This is a genomic window from Hydrogenophaga sp. IBVHS1 (assembly GCF_002127265.1).
GTDB lineage: Bacteria > Pseudomonadota > Gammaproteobacteria > Burkholderiales > Burkholderiaceae_C > Hydrogenophaga.
The window spans coordinates 549418-566708 of the sequence record NZ_NFUU01000002.1 but is presented as its reverse complement, the minus strand read 5'-3'; the positions used below and the strand labels follow the sequence as shown (position 1 = coordinate 566708).

At 64.4% G+C, this 17291-nt stretch carries 16 protein-coding genes; 11 read left to right on the top strand and 5 right to left on the bottom strand.

Annotation, left to right across the window (positions count from 1 at the left end; all coding sequences use genetic code 11):
- Positions 1-28 precede the first annotated feature (28 nt).
- The gene (locus CAP37_RS17415) at positions 29-703 is read right to left on the bottom strand and encodes a Crp/Fnr family transcriptional regulator (RefSeq protein WP_086125474.1); all 675 of its coding nucleotides are present in this window, start codon (positions 701-703) and stop codon (positions 29-31) included.
- Between the two features lie 155 nt (positions 704-858).
- On the opposite strand from CAP37_RS17415, the gene trxB reads away from it, so the two are divergent.
- From trxB to rpmG, 3 genes are all read left to right on the top strand, one after another.
- Positions 859-1806, top strand: a complete 948-nt coding sequence (gene trxB, locus CAP37_RS17410) for a thioredoxin-disulfide reductase (RefSeq protein WP_086125473.1) — start codon at positions 859-861, stop codon at positions 1804-1806.
- Positions 1807-1988: 182 nt separating this feature from the next.
- Positions 1989-2222: a 50S ribosomal protein L28 gene (rpmB, locus tag CAP37_RS17405; protein WP_069045502.1), complete on the top strand. Its 234-nt coding sequence runs from the start codon at positions 1989-1991 to the stop codon at positions 2220-2222.
- 12 nt (positions 2223-2234) lie between these two features.
- On the top strand, positions 2235-2405 hold the full coding sequence (rpmG, locus tag CAP37_RS17400; RefSeq protein WP_086125472.1) for a 50S ribosomal protein L33: 171 nt from the start codon (positions 2235-2237) through the stop codon (positions 2403-2405).
- A gap of 82 nt (positions 2406-2487) precedes the next feature.
- On the opposite strand, the gene CAP37_RS17395 is transcribed toward rpmG, so the two are convergent.
- Positions 2488-3714: a fatty acid desaturase gene (locus CAP37_RS17395; RefSeq protein WP_086125471.1), complete on the bottom strand. Its 1227-nt coding sequence runs from the start codon at positions 3712-3714 to the stop codon at positions 2488-2490.
- A gap of 124 nt (positions 3715-3838) precedes the next feature.
- Positions 3839-5107 carry an RsmB/NOP family class I SAM-dependent RNA methyltransferase gene (locus CAP37_RS17390; RefSeq protein WP_086125470.1) on the bottom strand — a complete coding sequence of 423 codons (1269 nt, stop codon included), beginning with the start codon at positions 5105-5107 and terminating at the stop codon, positions 3839-3841.
- A gap of 116 nt (positions 5108-5223) precedes the next feature.
- Between CAP37_RS17390 and CAP37_RS17385 the strand changes: the two genes are divergently transcribed.
- Positions 5224-6843 carry a peptide chain release factor 3 gene (locus CAP37_RS17385; protein WP_086125469.1) on the top strand — a complete coding sequence of 540 codons (1620 nt, stop codon included), beginning with the start codon at positions 5224-5226 and terminating at the stop codon, positions 6841-6843.
- On the opposite strand, the gene purN is transcribed toward CAP37_RS17385, so the two are convergent.
- Positions 6844-7428 (bottom strand): phosphoribosylglycinamide formyltransferase, encoded by a 585-nt coding sequence (gene purN / locus CAP37_RS17380; protein WP_373271100.1) that lies wholly within the window; start codon positions 7426-7428, stop codon positions 6844-6846.
- 23 nt (positions 7429-7451) lie between these two features.
- On the opposite strand from purN, the gene CAP37_RS17375 reads away from it, so the two are divergent.
- From CAP37_RS17375 to CAP37_RS17360, 4 genes are all read left to right on the top strand, one after another.
- Positions 7452-8177: a YceH family protein gene (locus CAP37_RS17375; protein WP_086125467.1), complete on the top strand. Its 726-nt coding sequence runs from the start codon at positions 7452-7454 to the stop codon at positions 8175-8177.
- A gap of 79 nt (positions 8178-8256) precedes the next feature.
- The gene (locus CAP37_RS17370; protein WP_086125466.1) at positions 8257-9438 is read left to right on the top strand and encodes an acyl-CoA dehydrogenase family protein; all 1182 of its coding nucleotides are present in this window, start codon (positions 8257-8259) and stop codon (positions 9436-9438) included.
- 11 nt (positions 9439-9449) lie between these two features.
- Positions 9450-10565, top strand: coding sequence for an acyl-CoA dehydrogenase family protein (locus CAP37_RS17365; RefSeq protein ID WP_086125465.1), 1116 nt, complete (start codon positions 9450-9452; stop codon positions 10563-10565).
- Positions 10562-11938 carry an alpha/beta fold hydrolase gene (locus CAP37_RS17360; protein ID WP_086125464.1) on the top strand — a complete coding sequence of 459 codons (1377 nt, stop codon included), beginning with the start codon at positions 10562-10564 and terminating at the stop codon, positions 11936-11938. Before CAP37_RS17365 ends, CAP37_RS17360 begins: the two co-directional genes overlap by 4 nt.
- A gap of 14 nt (positions 11939-11952) precedes the next feature.
- Here the strand turns inward: CAP37_RS17360 and CAP37_RS17355 are convergent, their stop codons facing one another.
- Positions 11953-12510: an HNH endonuclease gene (locus CAP37_RS17355; protein ID WP_086125463.1), complete on the bottom strand. Its 558-nt coding sequence runs from the start codon at positions 12508-12510 to the stop codon at positions 11953-11955.
- Positions 12511-12692: 182 nt separating this feature from the next.
- On the opposite strand from CAP37_RS17355, the gene CAP37_RS17350 reads away from it, so the two are divergent.
- The 3 genes from CAP37_RS17350 (at position 12693) to lspA (ending at position 17258) form a co-directional block, all read left to right on the top strand.
- Positions 12693-13757: a bifunctional riboflavin kinase/FAD synthetase gene (locus CAP37_RS17350; RefSeq protein ID WP_086125462.1), complete on the top strand. Its 1065-nt coding sequence runs from the start codon at positions 12693-12695 to the stop codon at positions 13755-13757.
- Between the two features lie 118 nt (positions 13758-13875).
- A complete protein-coding gene (gene ileS / locus CAP37_RS17345; RefSeq protein ID WP_086125461.1) occupies positions 13876-16749 on the top strand; it encodes an isoleucine--tRNA ligase in 2874 nt (957 codons plus the stop codon).
- The gene (lspA, locus tag CAP37_RS17340; RefSeq protein WP_086125460.1) at positions 16749-17258 is read left to right on the top strand and encodes a signal peptidase II; all 510 of its coding nucleotides are present in this window, start codon (positions 16749-16751) and stop codon (positions 17256-17258) included. Before ileS ends, lspA begins: the two co-directional genes overlap by 1 nt.
- Positions 17259-17291: the final 33 nt, after the last annotated feature.

Below are 17291 nucleotides of genomic sequence, written 5' to 3'. Positions count from 1 at the left end.
CAGGCGCGGGCAAGGCCCCTTTAAGGGCTCAGCCGAGCGAATTGAGGCGTTCCTTGATGATGGTGCTGCCGTCTTCTGCCAGCTCGATGAAGCCACGGTCTTCCAGATCCTTCATGACCCGGCTGACCATCTCCCGCGACGCACCAATCATCTTGGCCACGTCCTGGCGCGAGACGCGGTCCTTGATGACGAGCTGCCCGTCCTTGTCGGGCCTTGCGAACTCCAGCAGCGCACGGGCCACCCGACCATACACATCCATCAGCGCCAGCGACTCGATTTTCCGGTCGGCGTGGCGCAAGCGTTGCACCAGGCCCTTCATGACGGCGTAGGCCATCGACGTGTTCTCGGGCAGGCAGCGCGCAAATTCGGTGCGGCCCAGAATCAGCACGTCGGTCTGCACCTCAGCCTTCACCGTGGCGGAATGGGGCTGGTTGTCGATCAGGCTCATCTCGCCCACATAGTCGCCCGGGTTCATGGTCGCCAGAATCACTTCGCGGCCACGGGTATCGGTGGTCACCACGCGCGCACGCCCCGTGAGCACGATGGCCAGGCAGTTGGATTTTTTGCCCTGTTCGACGATGCACTCGCCGCGCTTGAAGCGGCGCTTGATGACCGAATCGGCGACCGCCTCGGCCTGAGCCTGTGTCAGGGTGGAGAACAAAGGCACCCGGCGGATCAGATCGAGATTGGACAGAAGCGACATGCGTGTATTCCTTGGTTCAGTCGGCGCTCATGGCGCTCTTTCATACAATGACCGTCACACCCTGGGCACGCTGCGGGACTGGTTTTTTGCCTGCTGGCGCCCATATACCCTACTACTCTAAACCACTTGGCTCCAAATCCGATGGGGCGCGCCACATGAAACACGCGAAAGTACTCATCCTGGGTTCGGGCCCAGCAGGCTACACGGCCGCCGTCTATGCCGCTCGTGCCAACCTCAACCCGGTGCTGATCACAGGCATTGCTCAAGGTGGCCAGCTCATGACTACCACCGACGTGGACAACTGGCCCGCCGATGCGGAAGGTGTGCAAGGCCCTGAACTCATGCAGCGCTTCCTGGCGCATGCCGAACGCTTCAAGACAGAAATCATCTTCGACCACATCAACGCGGTCGACTTCAGCAAGCGGCCCTTTGTGCTCAAAGGCGACAGCGGCGAGTACAGCTGCGACGCACTCATCATCGCGACCGGCGCATCGGCCAAGTACCTGGGCCTTCCCTCCGAAGAGTCCTTCATGGGCAAAGGTGTCTCGGGCTGCGCCACCTGCGATGGCTTCTTCTACCGCGAGCAGGAAGTCAGCGTGATCGGTGGTGGCAACACGGCCGTGGAAGAGGCGCTCTACCTCTCCAACATCGCCAGCAAGGTCACGCTGGTGCATCGACGCGACACTTTCAAGGCCGAGGCAATCCTGGTCGACAAACTGATGGACAAGGTCGCCGCCGGCAAGATTGAGCTCAAGTTGCACAGCACGCTGGATGAAGTGCTGGGCGACCAGACCGGCGTGACCGGCGTTCGCTTGAAGAGCGTGAAGACCGGCGCCACAGAAGACGTGGCCGTCAAGGGCTGCTTCATCGCCATCGGCCACCAGCCCAACACCGACCTCTTCCAGGGCCAGCTCGACATGAAGGACGGTTACATCACCACCCGCTCGGGGCTGCAAGGCATGGCCACCATGACCAGTGTGCCGGGGGTTTTCGCCGCGGGTGACGTGCAAGACCATGTCTACCGCCAAGCCATCACCAGTGCTGGCACAGGCTGCATGGCCGCGCTCGACGCCCAGCGCTTTCTGGAGCAAGCGCCCGCCTGATTCGCCAGTTTCCCCTGTCTTGGCTATAATGGCGGGCTTTGCTGAGAACGACTGGCTTGTCCGGGTTTGAAGCAGATTTCGGGTTACCGCCACCCATTCCTGGCGAGGTGAGGCTGTTGGGCCCATCCGGATGCACATCCGGGACGTGGTCCACAGCTGTTTGAAATGATCGGAGTGTCCTTATGGCACGCGTCTGCGACGTCACGGGCAAGAAGCCCATGGTCGGGAACAATGTTTCCCACGCCAACAACAAAACCAAGCGCCGGTTCCTGCCGAACCTGCAATACCGCCGTTTCTGGGTCGAGACTGAAAATCGCTGGGTGCGTCTGCGCGTCTCTGGCGCCGCACTCCGCCTGATTGACAAAAACGGCATTGACGCCGTGCTCGCCGACCTGCGCGCACGCGGTCAGGCTTAAGGAGAAACGCACATGGCTACCAAAGGCTCACGCGAGAAGATCAAGCTGGAATCCACTGCTGGAACCGGTCACTTCTACACCACCACCAAAAACAAGAAGACCACGCCCGACAAGATGCTGATCAAGAAATTTGATCCGAAGGCACGCAAGCACGTGGACTACAAGGAAATCAAGCTCAAGTAATTGAGCGATTCCCCAACAAAAAGCCCGCTGTGAAAACAGCGGGCTTTTTGCATTCCGGGCGCGATGCCCGGAAGTCAAGGTTTCAAGCGTGGGCCGAACGCAGGCGGATCGAGAAGTCGCGCAGGGCGGCAATGCCGCTTTCCTCGGCCCGGCGACACCAGGCCTGCAGGTCGGTGGCGAGCTGCTCTCGCGTGGCGTTGGTGCTCGACCACAGGGCACGCAGTTCCTCTCGCATGGTCACCATTTTGTCCAGCACCGGGTGCTCGGCCCGCACCTGCGCCAGTTGAGGCTTCACGTTCGCAGGCACCTTGTCGTCGTCGCGATGCAACCAGTGGCGGGCGGCCTGCAGCACCGTGGCGTCTCCGCGCCGGCTCTGCAGGTTGTCGATCTCGCGCTTGCAGGCTGCGCGCATCTCTCGGGCGTAACCTGCCATCACCTCGTAGCGGTTGGCGATGATGGCTTCCAGCGTTTTTTCGTCTGCCACAGGGCGCACATCGCCATAGGCCATCTTGGGCGGCACCTTCTTGACCGACGCCAGGCCGACAGAGCGCAGCATGCTGATGTACATCCAGCCGATGTCGAACTCGTATGGCTTGACCGACAGCTTGGCCGACGTCGGGTAAGTGTGGTGGTTGTTGTGGAGTTCTTCGCCACCGATCAGGATGCCCCAGGGCGACACGTTGGTGCTCGCATCTGCGGCCTCGAAGTTCCGGTAGCCCCACCAGTGGCCAATGCCGTTGATGATGCCGGCTGCCGTGACCGGGATCCAGATCATCTGGATGGCCCAGACGGTCAGGCCCAGCGCGCCGAACAAGGCCACGTCGATGATCAGCATCAGGCTAACGCCCAGCTTCGACTGACCGGTGTAGAGGTGCTTCTCGATCCAGTCGGTGGGCGTGTTGTGGCCGTAACGCTCCAGGGTTTCCTGGTTCTTGGCTTCGAGGCGATAGAGCTCGCTGCCTTCATAGAACACCTTCTTGATGCCGAACACCACGGGGCTGTGCGGGTCACCCTCGTGTTCGCACTTGGCGTGGTGCTTGCGGTGAATGGCAGTCCACTCCTTGGTCACCATGCCGGTGGTCATCCACAGCCAGAAACGGAAGAAGTGCGAGGCGATCGGGTGCAGGTCCAGCGAGCGGTGAGCTTGATGTCGATGCAGATAGATGGTGACGCTGGCAATGGTCACGTGGGCGAAGACCAGGGCCACGAGGATGGCCTGCCACCAAGTGGCACCAGTCAGGCCCTGATCCAGAAAACGGACCAGACCATCCCAGAGCGACAAGAAGACCTCGAAAGCAGAAGAAGACATTGAATTCCTATAAGGCGCGAGCGGCACGAGAAGCTCCCCATTTTAAAGGAGGGGCTTCATTTCTCCAACTCAGCGGTCCACGATGTGAAAAGGCGAGTTTAAGATGGTGCGATTTTCCGAGACTTCAAGGCTTTTTCCGCCAGACGGCGGCAAAGAAGCCGTCAGTTGAGTGCCGATGAGGCCATAAACGAAGCCACTGGCCGGAGTTTCCCGCACACAAGGAGTTGGCGTCTTTTACGCCGAGGTCGTCGAGCAAGGCACGGACGGGCAAGGTCTCGAACCCCGGTTGGGCGCTCGAAAATGCATCGGCCACAGCCTCGTTCTCTGCCGGCAGCAGGCTGCAGGTGGCGTAGACCAGCCGACCACCTGGCTTCAGGAGACGGGCCGCGCTGGTCAGGATGGCCTGCTGCAGTTCGGCCTGCGTCGCCACGGTCTGGGGCGTCTGTCGCCATTTCAGGTCGGGGTTGCGCCGCAGGGTGCCCAGGCCGGAGCAAGGTGCATCCACCAGCACGCGGTCGATCTTGCCGGCCAGCCGTTTGATGCGGTCGTCCCGTTCGTGGGCGATGGCCACCGGATGCACGTTCGAGAGGCCACTGCGGGCCAACCTTGGCTTGAGGGCATCGAGGCGGTGCCCGGAAGTGTCGAAGGCGTACAGCCGGCCGCTGTTGCGCATGGCAGCGCCGATGGCCAGCGTCTTGCCGCCCGCTCCGGCGCAGAAATCCACCACCATCTCACCGCGCTTGGCATCGAGCAACAGGGCCAGCAGTTGCGAGCCTTCGTCCTGCACCTCAACCTCGCCCTGCACGAATGCAGGCAGCTTGGCCAGGGAGGGTTTGCCCACCAGACGAATGCCCAGCGGCGAATAGGGCGTGGGTTCAGCGGCCAGGCCCGCCTCGCGAATCGAAGCGAGCGCCGCTTCGCGCTTGGTCTTGAGCAGGTTCACCCGCAAATCCAGCGGTGCTGGCTGGTTCAGGCTCGCCACCAGCGCATCGAATTCATCGCCCACCTGTTCGCCCAGGGCGGCCGCCAGCCAATCCGGCAGGTTGTGCCTGTGCTGCGACATCAGGTCGGCGTCGGACACGGCATCGCAATGGTCGAGCCAGCTCTTTTCTGACTCGGTGAGCGCGCTCTTGACGAAGGCGCGATCCCCTGGAAACGCCAGGATCGCCAGTCGGCGCCACTTGGAGCCACTGCCGGACCTGGCCAGCCACTCCAGCTTCAGGCGCTCGCGCAGGATGGCGTAAACACTGTCGGACAAGGTGGCGCGCTCGCGCGGACCGAGCGACCGGTTCTCTCGAAAATGACGCGCGACGACCGCGTCGGCGGGGTGCTCGAATTTGAAGACCTGCTCGATCAGGGCGGCGCTTTCGTCCAGTAAGGCTTTGGGGTGCATAGGTGCGTATTGTCCTCTGGGGTGGGCACGGCGCCGGGCCGTCCCAAGGCGAGACCCACCCCTTGGGGGCAGCGACCCGCAAAGCAGCGGAGCGTGGGGCACGATAATTCGCGGTTATGTCTGAAATCTCCGATCAGGTGCGCCGCCGCCGCACATTCGCCATCATTTCCCACCCCGACGCCGGCAAAACCACCCTCACCGAGAAGCTCCTGCTTTTCTCTGGCGCCATCAACATCGCCGGCAGTGTGAAGGCGCGCAAAGCCGCGCGGCACGCCACGAGCGACTGGATGGAGATCGAAAAGCAGCGTGGCATTTCGGTGGCTTCGTCGGTGATGCAGATGGAATACCGCGACTGCGTGATCAACCTGCTCGACACGCCCGGGCACCAGGACTTCAGTGAGGACACTTACCGGGTGCTCACGGCTGTGGACGCTGCGCTCATGGTGATCGATGCCGGCAATGGCGTGGAGCCGCAGACCCGACGGCTGCTGCAGGTTTGCCGTGCGCGCAACACCCCCATCCTGACCTTCGTGAACAAGATGGACCGCGAAGTGCAGGCCCCGCTGGACCTGATGGATGAGATCGAGCGCGAACTCGGCATGACCGTGGTGCCATTCACATGGCCCGTGGGCATGGGCAAGACTTTCCGTGGCGTGTTCGACCGCCGCACCGACCAGATGCGCGTGTTCGCCGCGGGCGAAGATCGGCGCGGTGGTGACGAGGATGTGCTGGTCGGCCTGAACAACCCCGAGAGCGTCAAGCGATTCGGCGCCGAGTTCGAACAGGCGCGCGACGAGCTGGAGCTCGTGGCAGGCGCCTCACCTGCGTTCGAGGAAGACCAGTTCCTGGCGGGCAAACAAACGCCCATGCTGTTCGGCTCGGCGGTGAACAATTTCGGTGTGCGTGAAGTGCTCGACGCGCTGGTGGATCTGGCACCACCACCGGGCGACCGCGCCGCGATCCAGCGCGTGGTACATCCCGATGAGCCGAAGTTCAGCGGCGTGGTGTTCAAGATCCAGGCCAACATGGACCCGGCGCACCGCGACCGCATCGCCTTCGTGCGTGTCGCCAGCGGCCATTTCGAGCGCGGCATGAAGCTCAAGGTGGTGCGCTCGGGCAAAGACCTGCGGCCCAACACCGTGGTGAGCTTTCTCTCGCAACGGCGCGAGCTGCTGGACGAAGCCTTTGCCGGCGACATCATCGGCATCCCGAACCACGGCGTGCTGCAGCTGGGCGACACGCTCACCGAAGGCGAAAGCCTGCAGTTCACCGGCCTGCCCTTCTTCGCGCCGGAAATCATCCGCAGCGTCGAGGTGGCGGACCCGCTGCGCAGCAAGCAACTGCGCGCCGGCCTGACGCAGTTGGGCGAAGAAGGCGCAATCCAGGTGTTTCGCCCCGTGGCGGGCTCGGTGCTGTTGCTGGGTGCTGTGGGTCAGCTGCAGTTCGAAGTGGTGGCACACCGGCTGGAGCACGAATACGGTGTGAAGGCGCGCATCATGAACAGCCCTTACCAGGTTGCGCGCTGGGTGACGTGTGCGCCTGAAGACGGCGGCGACATCGAACTCAAACGTTTCATCGACGCCAACAGCCACCGCGTGGCGCTGGACGCCGTGGACGCGCCCACGTTGCTGGTGGACCACGCAGCGACGCTGCGCGCGGTGGAGGCGAACTGGCCGAAGATCAAGTTCCACGCGATGCGGGAGCACGCGGGGCTTGTGTTTGCGAAGGGTGTCTGATCAACCGACGGAGAGCAGCCTCTCCACGGCTCGCGGATAGATGGCGTGTTCCTGCGTCAGCACCCGCGCAGCCAGCATTTCCGCCGTGTCGCCTGGCAGCACCGGCACCACGGCTTGCGCCAGGATTTCACCGTGGTCCAGTTCAGGCGTGACTCGGTGCACCGTGGCGCCCGCAAAGCGGCAGCCCATGTCGATCGCGCGCTGATGGGTCTTCAAGCCGGTGAATGCGGGCAGCAGACTGGGGTGGATGTTCACGAGGCGGCCCTCGAAGTGCCGCACGAAACCGGGCGTGAGGATGCGCATGAAGCCGGCCAGCACCACAAGCGCGGGTTCGTGGCGATCGATCTCGCGCATCAAGGCCGCGTCGAATGCCTCGCGGCTCTCATAGGCGGCGTGGTCCAGCGTGGCCGTGGCGATACCGTGCGCCTGCGCCCAGGCCAGACCTTGCGCAGCGGCCTTGTTGCTGATCACCGCCACCACGCGCGCGCCAAACCGCACCTGCCAGCGCCGCGCACGCGCTGCCTCCACGATGGCAGCCATGTTGGAGCCGCTGCCAGAGATCAGAATCACAATGTTTTTGTTCACGCCAGACATGGCCGGGAAGTGTAATGACCTCAGACTCGACATACCCCGCAACCCCTCGCCCGCGCGGCCACGATTTCGCGCTGCGCCCGCTCTCTGCCGCTGAAGCCCGCGTGCTCGGCACGTTGATGGAAAAGGCGCGCACCGTGCCCGACAGCTACCCGCTCACGCTCAATGCGCTCGTAACGGGCTGCAACCAGAAATCCAGCCGCGAACCGGTGATGAATCTCGCCGATGCGCAGGTGCTGGAAGCGCTGGACAACCTGCGCTCGCTGCACATGGTGCTGGAGGGCAGCGGCAGCCGCGTCACGCGCTACGAACACAACTTTGCTCGCGCCGTCGGCGTGCCCGAACAATCTGCCGTACTGCTCGGCATGCTGATGCTGCGCGGACCGCAGACCGCGGGCGAGCTCCGGCTGAACACCGAGCGCTGGTACAAATTCCTCGACATCGCCTCGGTGGACGGTTTCCTGGAGGAGCTGCAGGACCGCAGCCTTGAAAAAGGCGGCCCGTTGGTGGTGAAGATGTCGCGCGCCCCGGGCGCCCGGGAGCAGCGTTGGGCGCACCTGCTCTGCGGCCCGGTCGACCTGGCAGCTATGTCAATTGCCCCGCATTCCACCGCCGCCACTGAAGACGAATTGATCGCCCTCACCCGCCGCCTCACGGCTCTGGAAAACACGGTGGCTGGCTTGCAGGACCAGCTGCAGAATCTGAACGAACAACTCGGCTTGTCGCAGCCCGGACAGCCGTAAAACGAACGGTCGTGCGAAACTGGCCGGCGTCGATCAACTTGCCGGCACCCCGGGGTGGCGGCCCTCAGGAGACAACCCCATGGATCTGGCATTCACGCCGGAAGAGCAGGCGTTCCGCGAAGACATCCGCGCCTGGGTCAAGGCCAACCTCCCGGCCGAGATATCGCACAAGGTGCACAACGCCCTGCGCCTGACGCGCGACGATCTGCAGCGCTGGGCAAAAATTCTGGGCAGCAAAGGCTGGCTGGGATGGGGCTGGCCGAAGGAATTCGGTGGCCCGGGCTGGAACGCGGTGCAAAAGCACCTGTTTGAGGAAGAATGCGCCCTGGCCGGCGCGCCGCGCGTGGTGCCGTTTGGCCCGGTGATGGTGGCGCCGGTCATCATGACCTTTGGCAACAAGGAACAGCAGCAGCGCTTCCTGCCCGGCATCGCCAGCGGCGAAGTCTGGTGGAGCCAGGGCTACAGCGAACCGGGCTCGGGTTCGGATCTGGCCTCGGTGAAATGCCGCGCCGAGCGCCAGGGCGACAAGTTCATCGTGAATGGCCAGAAGACCTGGACCACGCTGGGTCAGTACGGGGAATGGATCTTCTGCCTGGTGCGCACCAGCAACGAAGGCAAACCGCAGACCGGCATCTCCTTCCTGTTGATCGACATGAAATCGCCCGGCGTCTCGGTGCGGCCGATCAAGCTGCTCGATGGTGAGTGCGAGGTCAACGAGGTGTGGTTCGACAACGTCGAGGTCCCGGCGGAAAACCTGATCGGCGAGGAGAACAAGGGCTGGACCTACGCCAAGCACCTGCTGAGCCACGAGCGCACCAACATCGCCGATGTGAACCGCGCCAAGCGCGAACTCGAGCGCCTGAAGCGCATTGCCAAGGCCGAGGGCGTGTGGGACGACCTGCGTTTCCGAGACCAGATCGCGCTGCTGGAAGTGGACGTGGTGGCGCTGGAGATGCTGGTGTTGCGCGTGCTCTCGGCAGAAAAGTCGGGCAAGAACTCGCTCGATATTGCGGGCCTGCTCAAGATCAAAGGCAGCGAGATCCAGCAGCGCTACAGCGAACTCATGATGCTCGCGGCCGGCCCTTACAGCCTGCCCTTCATCGAAGAAGCGATGGAAGCCGGCTGGCAAGGCAACTTCCCAGGCAGCGTCAACGCCAACGCGCCGCTGGCCTCGACCTACTTCAACATGCGCAAGACCACCATCTACGGTGGCAGCAACGAAGTGCAACGCAACATCGTCGCGCAGACGGTTCTGGGCTGAGGAGCACACAGATGGACTTCGATTTTTCCGACGATCAAAGCGCGCTGCGCGACGCGGTGCAGAAGTGGGTGGAGAAGGGCTACGGCTTCGAGCGCCGCCGCGCCATCGTGGAGGCCGGCGGCTTCGACCGCAAGGCCTACGGCGAGCTGGCCGAACTCGGCCTCACTGGCCTCTACGTGAGCGAAGACGACGGTGGCCTGGGCATGGGCCCGGTGGAAGGCCTGGTGGTGATGGAGCAGCTCGGCCGTGGCATCGTGCTCGAGCCGCTTGCGCAGACGCTCATCACATCGGGCTTGCTGGGTGGCTATGCCACTGCAGAGATCAAAGCCGCTTGGCTGCCCCGAATGGCATCGGGGGAAGCGCTGGTGGTGCTGGCGCACCAGGAACGCAAGGCGCGCTACCGGCTCGACGTGTGCTCAACCACCGTCACACAGGCGGGCGAAGGCTGGAAGCTCGCCGGCACCAAAAACATGGTGCCCGCCGCAGACCAGGCCGATGCCTTCGTCGTACCCGCCATGGCCGGGGGCCAGATCGCTCTGTTCCTCGTCGAGCGCGGCGCCCCGGGTTTGAGCACCAGTGGCTACCTCACGCAGGATGGCGGACGCGCCGGTGACGTGACCTTCAAGGATGCACCAGCGCAACGAATCACCGCACAGGGCCTCACTGCACTGGAGCACGCGGTGGACATCGGCATTGCCGCCGCCTGCGCCGAAGCGGTGGGCGTGATGGACAAGACCCTCGCCATCACGGTCGAGTACATGAACACCCGCAAGCAGTTTGGCGTGGCCATTGCCAGCTTTCAGGCGCTGCGCCACCGCGTGGCAGACATGAAGATGCAACTGGAGCTGGCGCGCTCCATGAGCTACTACGCCAGCCTCAAGCTCAACGCCCCTGCACCCGAGCGGCGCGCCGCCGTGGCACGCGCCAAGGTGCAGCTGGGCACGTCCATGCGCTTCGTCGGCCAGCAGGCGGTGCAGCTGCATGGTGGTATCGGCGTGACCGATGAGTACATCGTGAGCCACTATTTCAAGAAGCTCACGCAGCTGGAAATGACGTTTGGCGACACGCTGCACCACCTGGGTGAAGTGTCTGCCCGCATGCAGGACACCGCCGGGGTGTTTGCATGACCACCCGCCGCACCGTCTTTGCCCTGGCCGGCGCCAGCCTGCTGCTGGCCGCCTGTGCCAGCACGCAGCACAACAACGCACAGCCCCCCATCGTGTTCGTGCACGGCAACGGGGATTCGGCCTCGATCTGGCAGACCACGGTGTGGCGCTTTGAAGCGAACGGCTGGCCACGCGAGCGCCTGCACGCCATCGACCTGCCCTACCCGCTGGCGCGCGACGACGACGGCAAAGCCCTGCCGGGTCGTACGTCCACCGGCGAGCACATGGCGTTCCTGAAGGCCGAAGTGGACAAGGTCATGAAAGCGACGGGAGCAAGCCAGGTGGTACTGGTGGCCAATTCGCGCGGTGGCTATGCCGTGCGCAACTACATTCAGAACGGCGGCGGCGACAAGACCGTGAGCCACGCGGTGCTGGGCGGTGTGCCCAACCACGGCGTCTGGGCCATCAAAGGCTTTCGGGAGGCCAACGAGTTCGCTGGCACCGGCCCGTTCCTCACCGCGCTGAATGCCCCGAAGAACGCGGCAGGGGATGAAGTGGTGGGCCCGGTGAAATGGCTGACCATCCGCTCCGACAACAACGACAAGTTCGCCCAGCCCGACGGCCTGTGGATAGGCGCGAAGGGCACGCCCACCAACGTCACCTTCGACGGCCCGGCGCTCAAGGGCGCCCAAAACGTCGTGCTGCCGCGCGTCGACCACCGCGAAACTGCGTTCTCGCCAGCAGCCTTTGACGCCACCTGGCGCTTCATCACCGGCCAGGCGCCCAGAACACTGGTCGTGGCGCCGCAAGCCCAGCCAGTGCTCAACGGGAAGATCACCGGCCTCGGGCTGTCATCGACCGATCCCGCGTCGGGCAACTACTCGAACAACCTGCCGCTCCCCGGCGCGCAGATCGAGATCTACGCCACCGACCCAGCCAGTGGCGAACGCCGGGGTGCGGCTGTTCACCGCAAGACCGTTGGTGCCGACGGCCTGTGGGGGCCCTTCACGGCGCAAGCCGGTGTGCCCTACGAATTTGCAATCAGTGCCCCGGGCTACGCCACCACCCACATCTACCGCAGCCCTTTCCCACGCAGCAGCGAGCTCATCCACCTGCGCGCCGAGCGGCCGCTGGCGGCCGATAAGGACGCCAGATCCACCGTCACGCTCACGCGGCCTCGCGGTTATTTCGATGGCGAGCGCGACAAGATGGCGTTTGACGGCAAAGCTTTGCCGGGCGTGCCGCCTTCCGGCGCCGGCATGTCGAGCTCGAAAATCAAGCTGATGGAAGACGGCGTGCGGGCGATTTCAGCGGAGTTCAACGGCGAGAAGATCACCGGGCGGACCTGGCCGGCGACCGACAACCACCTGGTGGTGCTCGAGCTGACCTACTGAGCCCGGGCCCAGCCTCAGGCGTGCAGCCGCGAGGTCTTGGGCAGATGGGACATCAGAAACTCCATCTGGTCCGCCAGAATGCGGCGGTTGCGCAGAATGAAGTCTTCCCAGAGGCTGGGCACGTAGGGTGTGTAGAGCAGGCCCATGTTGGCCTGCTCGGGGGTCCGGTTGCCCTTGCGGTGGTTGCACGAGCGGCACGCCGTTACCACGTTCATCCAGAGATCCCGGCCGTTTTGCCCCAGCGGCACGATGTGCTCACGGGTGAGTTCTTCCTCATGGAAATGGTCACCGCAGTAGGCGCAAATGTTGCGGTCACGCGCAAACAACTTGCTGTTGGTCAGCGTGGGGCGCAGATCGAACGGGTTGATTCGCGGCACGCCCTGGGTGCCAATGATGGAATTGACCGTGATGATGGACTGGCGTCCGGTCATGGCGTTGTGCCCGCCATGGAACACGGCGATCTCCGCGCCCATCTCCCAGCGCACTTCGTCGGCGGCGTAATGCAGCACGGCTTCTTCGAGGCTGATCCACGACTGTGGCAAGCCCTGCGCGGAGAGTTTCAAGACCTTCAAGACGGGCTCCTTCTATCGAACTAGTCAACAGGAAGGGCGGCTCCGTGGGGAGCCGTCCGGCGGCTGCAGCACGGGGCTGCGGGCGCATATGATCGTGCACCAATATAGCAAGACTTTGTGAGCGGGCCATGGCAGCGGGCGCATAAGCCACAGATGGCACCCCTCCAACACCCCTTGATGGCATGAAAATCTTTCGCGGTTTGCGCTCCCAACACGCCAGTTCTCCCGGCTGCGCACTGACCATTGGCAATTTCGACGGCGTGCACCGAGGCCACCAGGCCATGCTGGCGCTGCTCAACAGCGAAGCCCAGCACCGTGGCGTACCCAGTTGCGTCATGACCTTCGAGCCGCATCCGCGCGACTACTTCGCCGCCCTGCACCAGAAACCCGAGCTCGCGCCGGCCCGCATCGCCACACTGCGCGACAAACTGCAGGAACTCGAACGCTGCGGCGTCGACGAGTGCGTGGTCCTGCCGTTCAATGCCAAGCTGGCCAACCAGGCCCCGCAGGCCTTCATTGAGGAAACGCTGGTGCGAGCGCTCGGCGTGCGCTATGTGCTGGTGGGCGACGATTTCCGCTTCGGCGCGAAGCGCGCAGGCGACTACGCCATGCTCGATGCGGCAGGCACGCGCCTGGGCTTCGACGTGGCCCGCATGCAGAGCTACGAGGTGCATGGCATGCGGGTATCGAGTTCGGCGGTGCGCGAAGCGCTGGGCGCTGGCCGCATGGACGTCGTGACCGCCCTGCTGGGCCGGCCCTACAGCATCAGCGGCCACGTAGTCCACGGCCGACGGCTCGGCCGCCAGCTGGCCGAGAGTGCGCCCGGTCGGGGCGACGGTTTTCGCACGCTCAATCTGCGTTTTTCCCACTGGAAGCCCGCTGCCAGCGGCATTTTTGCAGTCCTCGTGCATGGGCTTGGCCCCACCCCGGCCTCACCGCCGTTGCCGGGCGTGGCCAACCTGGGCGTGCGCCCCTCGCTCGATCCGGACGATGTCAATGGCGGGCGCGTGCTGCTGGAGACCCATTGCCTGCAATGGCCCGAAGCCTTTGCCCGCAGCCTGCCCAACGGGGAGGCCTACGGTAAAATCGTGCGCGTGGAACTTCTGCACAAACTGCACGACGAGCTGAAATACGACGGCCTCGACGCCCTGACCCAGGGCATCGCGCGGGATTGCGACGACGCGCGCGCCTATTTCGCTTCGCTGCACGCGCAGACCCACCGGCAGACCACGCGCGACCGAATTTAACGACCTGTCCGTCCGGTCGCCGCCCTTCGACAGGCTCAGGGCGAACGGTTTCCAGTCTCCCGTCCCCCTCATTCCCCGTTCGGGCTGAGCTTGTCGTAGCCACCACGGAAATCCGGTCATGTCCGACACCACCTCCACCACCGACTACCGCAGCACCCTCAACCTGCCCGACACACCCTTCCCCATGCGCGGCGACCTTCCCAAGCGCGAGCCGGGCTGGGTCAAGGACTGGAAGGAAGAAGGCCTGTACCAGCGGCTGCGCGTCGCCCGCGCCGGCGCACCGCTGTTCGTGCTGCACGACGGGCCGCCCTATGCCAACGGCAAGCTGCACATCGGCCACGCGCTGAACAAAATCCTCAAGGACATGATCGTCAAGAGCCGCCAGCTGGCCGGATTTGACGCGCAATACATCCCCGGCTGGGACTGCCACGGCCTGCCGATTGAAAACGCGATCGAGAAGCTGCATGGCCGCAACCTGAGCCGCGACGACATGCAGGCCAAAAGCCGCGCTTTCGCCACCGGGCAGATCGACCAGCAGCGCGAAGACTTCCGCCGCCTGGGCGTGCTCGGCGACTGGGAGCGCCCCTACCGCACCATGGACCCGGCCAACGAAGCGGGCGAGTTGCGGGCCTTCAAGCGCGTGATCGAGCGCGGATTTGTCTACCGTGGCTTGAAGCCGGTGTACTGGTGTTTCGACTGCGGCTCGTCGCTCGCCGAATTCGAGATTGAGTACGCCGACAAAAAGAGCGAGACGCTGGACGTGGCCTTCGAGTCGGACGACAGCGCGAAGCTGGCTGCCGCCTTCGGCCTGTCATCCATGCCCGCGGGCAAGTCCGGCTTCGCCGTCATCTGGACCACCACCGCGTGGACGATCCCCGCCAACCAGGCGCTCAACGCGCACCCCGACTTTACCTACGCCCTGGTCGACACGCCCAAGGGCTGCCTGGTGCTGGCCGAGACGCTGGTCGAGAAATGCCTGGAGCGCTTCGGCCTCACTGGTAAGGTGCTCGCCACCGCCTCGGGCAAGGCGCTGGGCGGCCTTAACTTCCGCCATCCGCTGTTCGACGTGGACGCCGGCTACCAGCGCCTTTCGCCCGTGTTCCTGGCCGACTACGTGAGCGACGCCGACGGCACCGGCCTCGTGCACTCGTCACCCGCTTACGGCCTGGACGACTTCAACTCCTGCACGGCCCACGGCATGAAGGTCGAGGACATCCTCAACCCGGTGCAAGGCAACGGCGCCTACGCGCCCGATTTCCCGCTGTTTGGCGGCCTGCACATCTGGAAGGCAGTGCCGGTCATTCTGGAGGCGCTGAAGAACGCTGGCCGCCTCATGGCCACCCAGACCATCACGCACAGCTACCCGCACTGCTGGCGGCACAAGACGCCGGTGATCTACCGTGCCGCCGCGCAGTGGTTTGTGCGCATGGACGATGGCGAAGGCGTGTTCACCAAAGAGAAGGCGCCCAAGACGCTGCGCCAGACCGCGCTGGACGCGATCGAGCAGACCCAGTTCTTCCCGGCCAATGGCAAGGCGCGCCTGCACGACATGATCGCCAACCGGCCCGACTGGTGCATCTCGCGCCAGCGCAGCTGGGGCGTGCCGATCCCGTTCTTCCTGCACAAGGACAGCGGCGAGCTGCACCCGCGCACCATGGAGATCCTCGACCAGGCAGCCACCATCGTGGAAAAAGGCGGTATCGAGGCCTGGAGTCGCGTCACGACCGAAGAGATGCTGGGCGCCGAAGACGCGAAGCAGTACACCAAGAGCACCGACATCCTGGAGGTGTGGTTCGACTCGGGCTCCACCTTTCAGCACGTGCTGCGCGGCAGCCACGCCAGCGCCTACGACCGCCTGCCCTACCACGCGCAGGGCCCCGAGGCCGACCTGTACCTGGAAGGCCATGACCAGCATCGGGGCTGGTTCCACAGCTCGCTGCTGCTCGGCTGCGCGCTGTACGACCGCGCGCCTTACCGCAGCATCCTCACGCACGGCTTCAATGTGGACGGCCAGGGCCGCAAGATGAGCAAGTCGCTGGGCAACGTGATCGAGATCGAGACCTTTGCCAAGGACCCGGGCGCTGAAATCGCACGCCTGTGGGTGGCCTCCACCGACTATTCGGGCGATCCGCCGATGGACAAGAAGGTGATCGCCCGCGTGACCGACGCCTACCGCCGCATCCGCAACACGCTGCGCTTCCTGCTGGCCAACGTGAGCGACTTCGATCCAGCGAAGGACGCGGTGCCATTCGATCAACTGCTGGAGGTGGACCGCTACGCGCTCTCGCGGGCGGCGCAGCTGCAGGCCGAGGTGCTGGCGCACTACGAGGTGTACGAATTCCACCCGGTCGTGTCCAAACTGCAGATCTACTGCTCGGAAGACCTGGGCGCGTTCTACCTCGACGTGCTCAAGGACCGCCTCTACACCACGGCACCCCACAGCCTCGCGAGGCGCAGTGCGCAGACCGCGCTGCACCAGATCACCCACGCCATGCTGCGCTGGATGGCACCTTTCCTGAGCTTCACGGCGGAGGAAGCATGGCCAGTGCTGGCGGGTTCGCAAAGCCAGGGTTCAATCTTCTTCGAGACCTTCGCCAGGCTGCCCGAACCTGATCAACCCTTGCTGGACAAGTGGGAACGTCTGCACCAGTTGCGCGATCTGGCCAACAAGGAAATCGAGAAGCGCCGGGAGGCCAGCGAGGTGGGTTCTTCGCTGCAAGCCGAACTCACCATTCGCGCGCCTTCGAGCCAGCTGGCCGAACTGGCCTCGTTGGGCGAGGACCTGAAGTTCGTGTTCATCACCTCGAAGGTGACGCTGGTCGCGGTGGAGGGCGCCGAACTCTCGATCGAGGTGACGCCGGCCACCGCGCCGAAGTGCGAGCGTTGCTGGCACTACCGCGACGATGTGGGCGCCGATGCCGCGCACCCCACGCTGTGCGGCCGCTGCAACAGCAACCTGTATGGTGCGGGCGAAACCCGCCTGGTGGCCTGATGTCGCGCACTTCCACGGCGAGTATCTGGCCCTGGCTCGGTCTGGCGGCGCTGCTGCTGGTGCTGGATCAGGTCACCAAACAGGTGATCCTCGCCAGCTACCAGCTCGGCGACAGCACCTATGTCACGAGCTTCTTCAACATCGTGCGCGCCCACAACACCGGTGCCGCGTTTTCCTTTCTGGCCGAAGCCGGCGGCTGGCAGCGCTGGTTCTTCACGGCAGTGGGCGTGGCGGCATCGGTCTTCATTGTCTGGATGCTGCGGTCGCATCCCGGCCAGAAGCTGTTTGCCTTTGCCCTCGCCTGCATTCTGGGCGGCGCGCTGGGCAACGTGATCGACCGGCTGGTGCACGGCTACGTGGTGGACTTCCTCGATTTCCACTGGCGCTTTCTCGAAGGCATGTTCCCGGGTGGCCATTTCCCCGCGTTCAACATAGCCGACGCGGCCATCAGCGTGGGCGCCGTAACGCTGATCCTGGACGAGATCCTGCGCCTGCGCCGCAGCCGCTGAGAACCCGTGCCGCTCCTCGGGTCAGGCCCGGGG

Coding starts and splice junctions, on each gene's coding strand:
- CAP37_RS17415 (WP_086125474.1), bottom strand. CDS start 703: ATGTCGCTTCTGTCCAATCTCGATCTGATCCGCCGGGTGCCTTTGTTC.
- trxB (WP_086125473.1), top strand. CDS start 859: ATGAAACACGCGAAAGTACTCATCCTGGGTTCGGGCCCAGCAGGCTAC.
- rpmB (WP_069045502.1), top strand. CDS start 1,989: ATGGCACGCGTCTGCGACGTCACGGGCAAGAAGCCCATGGTCGGGAAC.
- rpmG (WP_086125472.1), top strand. CDS start 2,235: ATGGCTACCAAAGGCTCACGCGAGAAGATCAAGCTGGAATCCACTGCT.
- CAP37_RS17395 (WP_086125471.1), bottom strand. CDS start 3,714: ATGTCTTCTTCTGCTTTCGAGGTCTTCTTGTCGCTCTGGGATGGTCTG.
- CAP37_RS17390 (WP_086125470.1), bottom strand. CDS start 5,107: ATGCACCCCAAAGCCTTACTGGACGAAAGCGCCGCCCTGATCGAGCAG.
- CAP37_RS17385 (WP_086125469.1), top strand. CDS start 5,224: ATGTCTGAAATCTCCGATCAGGTGCGCCGCCGCCGCACATTCGCCATC.
- CAP37_RS17375 (WP_086125467.1), top strand. CDS start 7,452: ATGACCTCAGACTCGACATACCCCGCAACCCCTCGCCCGCGCGGCCAC.
- CAP37_RS17370 (WP_086125466.1), top strand. CDS start 8,257: ATGGATCTGGCATTCACGCCGGAAGAGCAGGCGTTCCGCGAAGACATC.
- CAP37_RS17365 (WP_086125465.1), top strand. CDS start 9,450: ATGGACTTCGATTTTTCCGACGATCAAAGCGCGCTGCGCGACGCGGTG.
- CAP37_RS17360 (WP_086125464.1), top strand. CDS start 10,562: ATGACCACCCGCCGCACCGTCTTTGCCCTGGCCGGCGCCAGCCTGCTG.
- CAP37_RS17350 (WP_086125462.1), top strand. CDS start 12,693: ATGAAAATCTTTCGCGGTTTGCGCTCCCAACACGCCAGTTCTCCCGGC.
- ileS (WP_086125461.1), top strand. CDS start 13,876: ATGTCCGACACCACCTCCACCACCGACTACCGCAGCACCCTCAACCTG.
- lspA (WP_086125460.1), top strand. CDS start 16,749: ATGTCGCGCACTTCCACGGCGAGTATCTGGCCCTGGCTCGGTCTGGCG.